Genomic DNA, 11,280 nt, shown 5'->3' on the forward strand with positions numbered 1-11,280 from the left:
CTATGCTGCGCGCGACCAAAGGACAGATCATGCAGCCCACCCGCACGCCTCACGACCACGCCATCGCCGTCCGCTATCAGCAGGCCTCGGCCGAGGTGCGCGCCCTGCAGCGGCAATGCTATGCGCTGGCCACCCTGCGCCTGCGTGCCGCCGTTGACCAGGCCGGCAGCGGCGCCGGGCTGGCGATCCTCAGCGACATCGACGAGACGATCCTGGACAACAGCGCCGTCATGGCGGCCGCGATGCACAACGAGGGTATGTTCCAGAACATCGACACCTGGCTGCTGTGGGAGCGCGAGGGCAACCCCCACCTGATCCCCGGCGCGGCCGAGTTCTTTGCGCTGGCCGACAGCCTGGGCGTCACGATCTTCTACGTCTCGGACCGGTTCGAGGAGAACAAGCTGGCCACCATCGCGACCCTGTCGCGTCTCGGCCTGCCGCAGGTCTGCGCCGAACAGGTCCTGCTGTTCGGTCCGCCCAAGGCCGCCCGCCGCGCGCAGGTCGAGGACGGGCACCGCATCGTGCTGCAGCTGGGCGACACGCTGCACGATTTCCATGGCGCCTTCGCCGGGGCAGCGCTGGAGGATCAGCACCGCCTGACCGAAGACCACGCCGACCGCTTCGGCCAGGACTGGATCGTCTTTCCCAACGCCGCCCATGGCACCTGGATGGAGGCCGAGCTGCGCCCCTGGGAGCGCGACTAGGGTCGCAGCCGCCGCACCACACGCGACACCGCACGCAGCGGCGCCGTCACGCGCCACGAGGTGCTGGCCAGCAGCTCCGCCTCGCGGGTCGCACCCCAGCGCTGCGCGGCATCGCGTTCTGCACGGGCCGTGGCCAGGTCCTCGCGCAGCCGCGCGCCTTCGGCGGCCATCGCCTCGGCTTCGGCGTTCAGGCGGTCGCGCTCCCTGCGGCGTTCGGCGGTGACACGTTCCACGCGTTCGGCAAGGTCGTCCAGCCGGTCCGCCATGGCGTTCGGGTCGTCCAGTGCGATGGCCAGCCGCAGGCGCTCCTGCATCTCGCGTTCGCGCTGTTCGGTCAGCTGTCGCAACTGGACCGACGCGACGTGCTGGCGCCGCTCAGGACCATTGAACACTCTCCCTACAACGCAACCTGGGTATTACGGCGCTTGGACTTCTGTCTGGCACAGATCAAGTCCTACAGGACCAGCTCGGTTTTTCTGGTTCTATGCCACCCGGTGGAGCCCCATCGTTCAGCCCACACCACCCTGTGAGCTCCAATGACGTGGCTGCTTATGTCGAATGGCGTTGCGCCGCAGGCGTCAAGGCCTACCCGCCCGGACCAGATCGATCAGCAGCAGGTTTCAGCCGTCGCCTAGGCGGCAGCCTGTTGGCCTGCCCTTCCCGGCACGCTATAGCATCGGCCAAAGCATGACGGACTGTCGACCATGCACAAAGGCGGGGCGGGGCAATGAGAATTCTTCTGGTGGGTGCGGGACTGTCCGGTGCCGTGATCGGGCGGGAGCTGGCCGAGGCCGGGCATGACTGCCGCATCATCGACGCGCGCCCCCATATCGCCGGCAATTGCCATACCGAACGCGATGCCGACACCGGCGTCATGATGCATGTCTATGGCCCGCACATCTTCCACACCGACGACGAGGGCGTGTGGGATTACGTCAACCGCTTCGCGCGCTTCATGCCGTTCCAGAACCGGGTCAAGACGACCGCGCAGGGCCGGGTCTATTCGCTGCCGGTGAACCTGCTGACGATCAACCAGTTCTTCGGCACCACCCTGCGCCCCGAGGAGGCGCGCGCCTTCATCGACTCCAAGGCCGACACGACCATCACCGATCCGCAGAGCTTCGAGGAGCAGGCCCTGCGGTTCGTGGGCCCGGAACTCTACGAGGCCTTCTTCAAGGGCTACACCGAAAAGCAGTGGGGCTGTTCGCCGACCGAACTGCCGGCGTCGATCCTCAAGCGGCTGCCGGTGCGGTTCAACTATGACGACAACTATTTCTTCCACCGTTTCCAGGGGATGCCGCAGGACGGCTATACCGCGATGGTCGCGGCCATCCTGGACCATCCGCGGATCACGGTCGAACTGGGCACCGAATACACCGCCGAGATGGCGGCAGAGGCCGATCACGTCTTCTGGTCGGGGCCGCTGGACGGATACTTCGACTATCGTCTTGGCCGCCTTGGCTATCGGACGCTGGATTTCGAACGCTTTAGCCATGACGGCGACTATCAGGGCTGTGCGGTGATGAACTACGGCGACCGCAACGTGCCCTATACCCGCATCACCGAGCACAAGCATTTCAGTCCCTGGGAGAGCCACCAGGGGTCCGTCTGCTATCGCGAATACTCCCGCGCGGCAGAACCGGGCGACACGCCTTATTACCCGATCCGCCTGGTCGAGGAGAAATCCCTGCTGGAGCAGTATGTCGACCTGGCCCACGCCACCCCCGGCGTGACCTTCGTGGGCCGCCTCGGCACCTATCGCTACCTAGATATGGACGTGACGATCAGAGAGGCGCTTGATGCGGCTGGAGTCTTCACGCGCGGAATAGAAACCGGGGCGACATTCCCGGCCTTCGTCGCCCCGCCTCTTTGATGCGGGGCGCGGCGTCGGTTAGAGAGAAGAGTGCAACTTAACTCCATGGCTCTTCATCGTGTCAGCAAAGCGCTGGAACCGTATGCGATAGGTGGCCTTGGTCCGGGCGACCGTCTCTGCGGTGACTCTGTGCCGGATTGCGTGCTGTATACCCTCGGCCTCCAACTCGTCCAACGTCATGCGTGGCAAGTCAAAGAAGTCGGTTAGTTCGGCCACGCGATTGTCCTGAGCTAGGAAAATTCCAGGTCGCCCCACCTGCAGGGCAGCGACTCCGCCGTGGAAGCGATCGCCGATGTAGATATCGTGATTCAGCGCGACTTGGCGCCACGCTGCGGTTTCGGAAAAATAGTAGTAATTGCGCATGTTCAACGGTACGCCCGCCGCTTGGCCTAGGAGGCGATTCAGCGCGTCGCGGTCACCTGTGCTGGTCGCATCATTAAAAGAACCTCCCTCCTCGATAAGCTTTCCGTAGGCGAAGAACTCGTCTTGAAAGACGTACGAGGCATCGGCGCCCTTCATGGCACGGGCAAGTTGCCGACCACGGTCGAAATGGCGACCTTTTCGAACAGTTAGATAACCAGCAGTCAAGATCTTCGCTGACGCTCCAGCCCGATGGGCAGCGGTATGGTCAATGGACATAATCGACTGCGGGAAAACATACATGCTGGGACAACCGAGCGCCTGCGCGCGCTCGAAGCCATTCCGATGCAGCCAAGCCTCGGTCTGCGCCCCCCGAACGCCGAAGACAACAGCGCGTCGATTGTAGATGTCCAAAATCTCCTGCACCGACGGATGGAGTTCGGACAGGGCGTGACTTCCCTGCATCCCTGCGCCCAGCACCATGAAGGGTACGCCGTTGCCAATCACATTCAGCGCATCACGCAGTCGTGTCAGGTCGCGGGTCGGTGAAATGAAATTGGCAGCAGACAGGACGATCAGGTCGAAGTGCCTTGGAAGAAGGTCCCTAAGCCGGTCGCCGAAAATCCTATGCAGGGTACCTAGGTTGGCAAATGCGGATTGCCGACGATTGCACTGGAAAATGCGGGCTGGAGCCTCACCATGCACCAAATTGCCGCGGTTGCTGGTCAGCGATTGGGTATCCTTGAGATCGACCAGTCGATCCGTGACCGAATGCCGCAGCCCCGAGGTGTTCGGAAGCCGTATCTCCGGCAGATAGGTCGAGGTTCCGGGGCCGTGAAACAAGATTCTCATAATTGCTTTCCTGCTAGTCGAAGTTCGACAGGGCTATTATGCCGTGCGTCTATGTAGATCGGCCGATGAGAGCCAGTCCAGAAGAGGAGCAGCCAGCGCCTGCCGTCGCGCATCAGTGACTAGATCTGGCAATGCGGCCTCGGCCGCCGAAAAGTCGTCGATAGGTCGCAGCCGGCTCATGTCGTCCAGATCGGGATAGAAAGGCGCGTCGCCTGTCATGCGGTCCAGCATCGTAGCGATGGAAGAGAAACGATCTGCAAGCCGCGCGCGGTTAGTGGGGCCGAACATCTCGACATCGCCATCGCCGGGATGCCGGACCCGCGTGCGGGCCGAAGTCAGCCAACGAACTATTTCAGCCGCTTGATCTCGCGGCAGTTCCAAGATGGCGCGGCGCCCAATCTCGGCGAAGGCACTGGGAACCGAAGGGTTCTGGTCCCGAGGAATGTGCAACCCCGCCGGAAAAGCTAAGGATGAATGACGCATGAAATCGACAATCGATCCGCCCTGCTTCCGAACCTCATCGAAATTGCGCAGCACGAGGTGGGCGCTTGGAAAATGCCGCATCCATCCTTCGATCATGGCAACCTGTTGGAAATGCGCGCTGTCCAGATACTCGTCCAAGCCACTATCAGACAATCGCTCGACCCGTGCACCGAACTTCAGCCGCTGACGATGCCATGACGACAGGTATTCATCCGGCCGGCGCAGGTTGCAATAGATGGTCACATCGTAGCTTGCAAAACGCTTGGCCAGCCGCGTGACGCCGCTTGCTGTCGCCGTCATTCCCAGCAGCGCGAATACCTCGGAACAAAGAATGACAGATTCGGGCTGCAATTCGTGGATTTGATTGTGGAGAAACTGCAGCATCTGAAAGCCACTGGGAGGGGCTGGATAATATGGCGGAATGCCGTGGCCATCGTCCTCGTTTTTAAGACGCAGTGCCAAGGCGTTGTGCGGTTCAATAATGTTCAGACTATCGCCTGCAGTGGACCGGTCGCGCCCGGCCCGTATCACGGCCAGATTGCGGGAAAGCCCTTGAGATTCAATCGAAGGGTACAGAATACCTGCGTTGAGCAGCGCCAAATAGTTCGACGACAGGAAGCTCTGGATAGACGATGAGCCGGTCTTGAAATGACCGATAAAAATGACAAGCTTCAAAACTGAACCGATCGTTTATGGGAACGCTTATTTAGCGATTACGGTCTTACAATATTGGGGCGGAAGGCAATGCCGCGCAAGATTGCCTTATAGATCGCAACTCTCATCGCACGTGGGACGTGACCACGCTTCATCTGCCCCCGGACGCCATAGGCATAGGCCAGAACGCCCATCAGGCCCATCTCGCGCCGGCGCCATGAGGTTTCATTGCGAGCCCCGTACTTGAACTTCCACAGGCTTTTATCGTCGACCAGGCCGAAGTTGACGCCCCGGTTGTCGGGCGTGTCGTGGACCACGACGCTTTCGGGCACGAAGATGCCCGGATAGCTGCGCGCGATGCGGCGGGTGTATTCGGCATCGTCGAACCAGATGAAGTAGTCCGCGATTGGCAGGCCGTGTTCGCTGACGGCCCAGCGCGGGATCATCACCGACACGAAGGACGCGCTGTCCACCAGCGCCCAGGCACTGCCCGGCCGCACGAAGCGTGCCCAGTCCCACACGGTACGCGGACAGTTCATCTCGCACAGCGATCCGTCGATCCACTCGACCCGCGAACAGGCAAAGCTGGGGCGCCAGCCGTTATCGGCCTGGAAACCCGTCAGGGCCCGATGCAGGGATTGCAGGGCGTCCGGTCGGGGATAGGCATCGTCGTCCGACACCCAGAAATACTGCGCGCCCATCTGGTAGGCTGCCTTGATCCCGGCATGAAACCCGCCCGCCCCGCCGACATTCGCCGGCAGCCGCAGGTGGCGGATGGTCGGGTCGGCGTCGGCCCGTGCCTGCACCAGCGCCGCGGTGTCGTCGGTCGAGGCATTGTCCACGACCAGCACGATGTCGGGGCGCATGGTCTGCGCCGCCAGCGCATCCAGCACCGCCATCAGCTTGCCCGAGCGGTTGAAGGTGACAATGACCGCAGCCGTCTTGTTCAGGACGCTCATGCCGCGTCCCCCTGGGCAAGACGGCGATAGACGGGCATCAGCACCTCCTCGGCGGTCGGATCGGCGGTCAGACGCGTCCACGCAGCCTGCAGGGCGTCCTTGTGGCGCGCCAGGGTGCCTGCATCGCGCCACATCGCATCGACTGCGGCCACGGTGCCCGCCACGGCCGCACGCGGCGCCAGCGGCACCAGCAGGCCGTCGGGCAGCACCTCGTCCTGGGATCCGACGCGGGTCGAGATGGGGATGCAGCCATGGGCCACGGCCTCGTAGCAGACCAGCGCCAGACCCTCGTTGTTCGAGGGAAGAAGCAGGATGTCGGACCGTTCCAGCAGGGCCGGAATGTCAGTATTGCCGGGCAGCAGGTCGACCTTGGACGACAGACCGTTCTTGCGCAGAAGGCGCGTCAGCGTGCCGTCATAGGGACCTTCGCCGACGATGGTCGCGGTCAACGTGACGCCGTTCCGCCCGGCCCAGGCATTCAGCGCGCGCAGGGCCTCGACCACCACAACCGGTCGCTTCTGATAGAACAGCCGCCCGATGAAGCAGGCATGCAGCGTTTTCTGTCCCGCCTGCAGGCGCAGCGGCGGCAGCGCATCGTTGTTCTTGCGGTCCAGCATGCGGCCCAGGACGACCTTGCCCGCCGGGGCATGGAACCGGTCGCGGAAATAGCGGACCAGTTCTCCGCTGATGACATGCTGCATGTCCAGATAGTTGGACCACACGCCCGAGATCCGCGGATAGCCGCCATTCGCATGTTCGACGATATGCGTGCTGTCGATCGTCTGCACCCACGGCAGGTGCATGCGCAGCATGGTCAGGCTTTCGTAGAGCGGCGTGCAATGGTGGATGTGCACAGCGCGGATGTTTTCCGCCATCGCCAACCGCTGGACATAGCGCGGCCACAGGTGGTGCGGCAGATAGCGATCCAGCCGGATGAAGGTCAGGTCCGGATGGTCGGGCAGCTTGTCCGCCAGCCGCTGCAAGGCCGGAACCGACGCCACGACGAACACCCGCAGCCCGGCCGCTAGCGCCCAGCGCATGGTGTCGAAGCCCAGTTTCTCGGCGCCGCCCATCTCCAGCCAGTGCATGCCGATCAGGATGGCGGGACGCTTGTCGCTGTCGGGCGTCACGGGCGCGGGCAACAGGGCCGAGCCATCGCCCAGGGGCACGGCCGTCTGGTCCGTGCGTCGGTCGGCCTGCCGCTTGCGGGCCATCTCGGCACCATAGCGGACCTGTTCGTACCACAGCGGGCTGGCCCGGAACAGCGCGCCCAAGCCGCGCATGGGCCTCCAGAGCGCATCGATCTGCTTGATCTCTCCGGGCAGAGGCAGGCGCGGGATGGCCAGGCGGATGGTCACCTGCGGCGCGCCGTCATAGGCGCCCGGCCGGGTCAGGGTGCCCAAATAATCCGCACCCAGGTCCTGGGGACGCGGATTGTGCGGACCCTCGATCACCTCGGGGGCGGCCCAGATCGGGTTGTTGCCCTGCGACAGGACGAAGAACAGCTGCTGCGTGGGAAACAGCAGCTCATAGATCGCACGGGCCTCGGCGATGCCGGCGGTCAGATGGGCCACCAGCGCAGGATCTGCGGGCGTGTGCGAGGCAAGGTCGGACATGGGCGAGGTCAATCCGTCTGTCGGGAGGAAGGGTCAGTCGATCAGACGCAGCAGATAGGCCCCATAATCGTTCTTGGCAAACTTTGCCGCACGCGCGCGCAGCTGGTCAGGCGAGATCCAGCCGGCCTCGAAGGCGATCTCCTCGGGGCAGCCGGTCTGCAGACCCTGGCGGTTCTCCAACGTGCGCACGAAGTTGCCCGCATCCAGCAGGCTGGCATGGGTGCCGGTGTCCAGCCAGGCAAAGCCGCGGCCCATGCGTTCGACGGTCAGCGACCCGTCATGCAGATAGCTTTCCAGAAGGGTCGTGATCTCCAGCTCTCCGCGATCGGAGGGCTGGACGGCGCGGGCCCGTTCCGGCGCGGTGCCGTCCAGGAAATAGAGCCCCGTCACGGCATAATCCGACGGCGGCACGGGGGGCTTTTCGACGATGGCACGGGCCCGCATCTGGTCGTCGAAATCGACGACGCCATAGCGTTCCGGGTCCGACACGCGATAGCCGAAGACCGTGCCGCCCCCGTCGCGCGCATCTGCGGATGCCAGCAGCTCCGGCAGACCGTGCCCGAAGAAGATGTTGTCGCCCAGCACCATCGCGGACGGTGCGCCCGCCAGGAAATCCTCGGCCAGGATATAGGCCTGCGCCAGGCCGTCGGGGCTGGGCTGCACGATATAGGTGAAGCTGATTCCCCACTGGCTGCCGTCGTCCAGCAGGCGGCGGAACTGATCCTGATCCTCGGGGGTGGTGATGATCGCGATCTCGCGGATGCCGGCAAGCATCAGGACGCTGATCGGATAGAAGATCATCGGCTTGTCGTAAAGCGGCAGCAGCTGCTTGGACACGCCCATGGTGATCGGATACAGCCGGGTGCCCGATCCGCCGGCCAGAATGATGCCCTTGCGCTGTGTCATGCCTTGTCCTTCAGTTGATCCAGAACGCGGGCCAGCCCGACCCGCCAGTCGGGACGCGCGATCCCGAAATCCCGCGCGATGCGTCCGCAATCCAGCCGCGAATTCAGCGGGCGCGCGGCGGGCGTCGGATAGTCGGATGACGGGATGTCCGCCACCTGCGCAGCCAAGCCCGCCTGCGCCATGATCTGGCGCGCGAAATCGGCCCAGGAGGCGTCGGGTGTGCCCGCGAAATGATAGATCCCGCCCGTGGTGTCGGGCCGATCGCGCATCACGCGGATCATCCGCACGCAGGCGGCCGCGATGTCGGCGGCAGGCGTCGGCCCACCGATCTGGTCGGCCACAACGGTCAGGCGGTCGCGTTCCGCGCCAAGGCGCAGCATCGTCTTGACGAAATTCGCGCCGTGGGCAGAGAACACCCAGGAGGTCCGCATCACGGCCCAGGCTCCGCCCGCGGCGGCCACGCCCTGCTCTCCGGCCAGCTTGGTCGCGCCATAGACGCCCAAGGGCGCGGTCGGGGCATCCTCGGCCCGCGGCTGGTCGCCCGATCCGTCAAAGACGTAATCGGTCGAGATGTGCAGGAACGGGATGCCCAGATCCGCGCAGGCCCGCGCCATCGCGGCAGGCGCGTCGGCATTGACCAGGCGGGCGGTGTCCGGGTCCGTCTCGGCCCGGTCCACGGCGGTGTAGGCGGCAGCATTGATGACCGCACGCGGACGCGCCGCACGGATCAGGGCGGCGCAGGCGGCGGGGTCGGTCAGATTGGCCCGGTCGCGGCCCGCAAAGGTCGCATCGGGCGCCAGCGTGGCCAGTTCCCGTGCGACTTGGCCGGTGCGGCCAAAGACCAGCAATCCCTGCATCACGCAGTTCCCAGGCGCTTGCCCACGCCGTCGCGGTCCAGCAGCGGCTGCCACCAGTCGCGATTGGCCAGATACCATTCGACGGTGCGGCGCAGCCCCTCCTCGACCGTCACGGACGGGCGCCAGCCCAGTTCGGTGCGGATGCGCGTCGGGTCGATCGCATAGCGGCGGTCATGGCCCGGACGGTCGGTCACGAAGGTGATCAGGTCCGCATGCGGCGCGCCCGCGGGGTGCAGCTCGTCCATATGCGCGCAGATGGTGCGGACCAGGTCGATGTTGGTGGCCTCGTTCTCTCCGCCGATATTGTAGCTGCGGTTCAACTGGCCCTTTTCCAGGACCAGCAGCAGCGCATCGGCGTGATCCTCGACATAGAGCCAGTCGCGGATGTTGCCCCCGTCGCCATAGACCGGGATCGGCTGGCCCGACAGCGCCTTGAGGATCACCACAGGCACCAGCTTTTCGGGGAAATGATAGGGGCCGTAATTGTTCGAACAGTTCGTCAGCACGACGGGCAGGCCATAGGTTTCGGCCCACGCGCGGGCCAGATGGTCGGACCCCGCCTTGCTGGCCGAATAGGGACTGCGCGGGTCGTAGGGCGTGGTTTCGGTGAACTGCCCCGTCTCGCCCAGCGACCCGAAGACCTCGTCGGTCGAGATGTGGTGGAACCGAAAGCTGTCGGGGCGCCCTTGGGCCGTCCAGTAGGCGCGGGCGGCCTCCAGCATGTTGAACGTGCCGATCACGTTCGTCTCCACGAAGGCCGCAGGGCCGTCGATGGACCGGTCCACATGGCTTTCCGCTGCCAGGTGCATGATCGCGTCGGGGCGGTGCTGCGCCAGGATGCGGTCCAGCGCCGCGCGGTCGCGGATGTCGGCCTGCTCGAACGCGTAGCGGTCGGACTGCGCGGCCTCGGCCACGTTTTCCAGGTTCGCGGCATAGGTCAGCGCGTCCAGGTTCACGACATGATGCCCACGTGCGATCGCCAGGCGAACGACGGCAGAGCCGATGAATCCGGCGCCGCCGGTGATCAGGATCTTCATGCCTGCTCCTCAAAGACGAAGGGCGATTTCAACTCTGCCAGCGGCTGCGCATCCCGATCCTTGTCGGACAGCAACGGATCGGCGACGTCCCAGTCAATGCCGACGCTGTCCCAAGCCACCGCCCCGTCCGACGCGCGGTCGTAATGGGCCGTGCATTTGTAGACGATCTCGGTATCGGGTTCGCGGGTGACGAAGCCGTGAAGGAAGCCTGCAGGAATCCACAGCTGGCGGCCGTTCTCGAAGCTCAGCTCGGTCCCGAACCATTGGCCATAGGTCGGGCTGCCCACGCGGACGTCCACCGCCACGTCGAACAGCCGGCCACGCCCGCAGCGCACCAGCTTGCCCTGCGCGAAGGGGGGCGACTGATAATGCAGACCCCGCAGCGTGCCGGTCTGCGCGGACATTGAATGGTTGTCCTGCACGAACTCGGGCAGCACGACCCCGGCATCGGCCAGCGTCCTGCGATTCCAGCTTTCCGAGAAGAAGCCGCGCGCATCGCCATGACGGGCCGGCGTCAGCAGCAGCACTCCGGGCAGCGGGGTTGTTTCGATCTGCATCTTTGCCTCGGGCGGTTGTCCTGCACGATGTCTAGGGGCATCGACGCGCCTTGTCAGCCCCGTCCGGCACGGAAAACCAGCATGGGTGGCGGTTGCTGCACAAATGCCCTTCGTGGTATCGCGCGGTCGGACCCGGCCGCAGCATGCCGGCAGATGACATGATCGGCACGCCATGGCCCATACCCGACCCTCGATCGCCGCCGTGGTGGTCACGCACAACCGGCTGGACAAGCTGACCGTCACGGTCGCGCGTCTGCTGGACCAGCCGATCGATCACGTGATCGTGGTCGACAATGCCTCGACCGACGGGACCGCCGACTGGCTTTCGGCGCTGGACGACCCACGCCTGCGCGTCCATCGCAGCGCCACGAACCAGGGCGGGGCGGGCGGGTTTTCCGTCGGCATGCAGCTTGCGCGAGACG

12 protein-coding genes are annotated in these 11,280 nt (G+C 64.7%); 3 read left to right on the plus strand and 9 right to left on the minus strand.

Annotated features, from left to right (window positions below):
- Nucleotides 1–29 precede the first annotated feature (29 nt).
- Nucleotides 30–704 carry a 5'-nucleotidase, lipoprotein e(P4) family gene (locus GBO37_RS05910; protein ID WP_252927780.1) on the plus strand — a complete coding sequence of 225 codons (675 nt, stop codon included), beginning with the start codon at nt 30–32 and terminating at the stop codon, nt 702–704.
- Here GBO37_RS05910 and GBO37_RS05915 read toward each other — a convergent pair.
- Nucleotides 701–1,096: a hypothetical protein gene (locus GBO37_RS05915; RefSeq protein ID WP_252927782.1), complete on the minus strand. Its 396-nt coding sequence runs from the start codon at nt 1,094–1,096 to the stop codon at nt 701–703. The two genes, GBO37_RS05910 and GBO37_RS05915, sit on opposite strands and share 4 nt — an antisense overlap.
- A 335-nt stretch (nt 1,097–1,431) precedes the next feature.
- On the opposite strand from GBO37_RS05915, the gene glf reads away from it, so the two are divergent.
- Nucleotides 1,432–2,577, plus strand: a complete 1,146-nt coding sequence (gene glf, locus GBO37_RS05920; protein WP_252927784.1) for a UDP-galactopyranose mutase — start codon at nt 1,432–1,434, stop codon at nt 2,575–2,577.
- 18 nt (nt 2,578–2,595) lie between these two features.
- Here the strand turns inward: glf and GBO37_RS05925 are convergent, their stop codons facing one another.
- From GBO37_RS05925 to rfbC, 8 genes are read right to left on the minus strand one after another with little or no spacing between them, the layout of a single operon-like run.
- Nucleotides 2,596–3,789, minus strand: coding sequence for a polysaccharide pyruvyl transferase family protein (locus GBO37_RS05925; protein WP_252927786.1), 1,194 nt, complete (start codon nt 3,787–3,789; stop codon nt 2,596–2,598).
- A gap of 36 nt (nt 3,790–3,825) precedes the next feature.
- Nucleotides 3,826–4,947, minus strand: a complete 1,122-nt coding sequence (locus tag GBO37_RS05930) for a hypothetical protein (RefSeq protein ID WP_252927788.1) — start codon at nt 4,945–4,947, stop codon at nt 3,826–3,828.
- A gap of 38 nt (nt 4,948–4,985) precedes the next feature.
- Entirely contained in the window at nt 4,986–5,885 is a 900-nt protein-coding gene (locus GBO37_RS05935; protein ID WP_252927790.1) for a glycosyltransferase family 2 protein, read from the minus strand.
- The gene (locus GBO37_RS05940) at nt 5,882–7,501 is read right to left on the minus strand and encodes a glycosyltransferase (protein WP_252927791.1); all 1,620 of its coding nucleotides are present in this window, start codon (nt 7,499–7,501) and stop codon (nt 5,882–5,884) included. The genes GBO37_RS05935 and GBO37_RS05940 overlap by 4 nt, the downstream gene beginning before the upstream one ends.
- Nucleotides 7,502–7,534: 33 nt before the next feature.
- Entirely contained in the window at nt 7,535–8,407 is an 873-nt protein-coding gene (gene rfbA / locus GBO37_RS05945) for a glucose-1-phosphate thymidylyltransferase RfbA (RefSeq protein ID WP_046000549.1), read from the minus strand.
- Nucleotides 8,404–9,264 carry a dTDP-4-dehydrorhamnose reductase gene (gene rfbD, locus GBO37_RS05950; RefSeq protein ID WP_252927792.1) on the minus strand — a complete coding sequence of 287 codons (861 nt, stop codon included), beginning with the start codon at nt 9,262–9,264 and terminating at the stop codon, nt 8,404–8,406. Before rfbD ends, rfbA begins: the two co-directional genes overlap by 4 nt.
- Nucleotides 9,264–10,301, minus strand: coding sequence for a dTDP-glucose 4,6-dehydratase (rfbB, locus tag GBO37_RS05955; protein ID WP_252927793.1), 1,038 nt, complete (start codon nt 10,299–10,301; stop codon nt 9,264–9,266). The genes rfbD and rfbB overlap by 1 nt, the downstream gene beginning before the upstream one ends.
- Nucleotides 10,298–10,858: a dTDP-4-dehydrorhamnose 3,5-epimerase gene (rfbC, locus tag GBO37_RS05960; protein WP_252927794.1), complete on the minus strand. Its 561-nt coding sequence runs from the start codon at nt 10,856–10,858 to the stop codon at nt 10,298–10,300. The genes rfbB and rfbC overlap by 4 nt, the downstream gene beginning before the upstream one ends.
- Nucleotides 10,859–11,030: 172 nt before the next feature.
- Between rfbC and GBO37_RS05965 the strand changes: the two genes are divergently transcribed.
- Nucleotides 11,031–11,280, plus strand: a 250-nt coding sequence (locus GBO37_RS05965) for a glycosyltransferase (protein WP_252927795.1), incomplete at its 3' end; no start/stop codon positions are given.

It is taken from the genome of Paracoccus sp. 08 (assembly GCF_024105395.1).
Lineage (GTDB): Bacteria > Pseudomonadota > Alphaproteobacteria > Rhodobacterales > Rhodobacteraceae > Paracoccus > Paracoccus marcusii.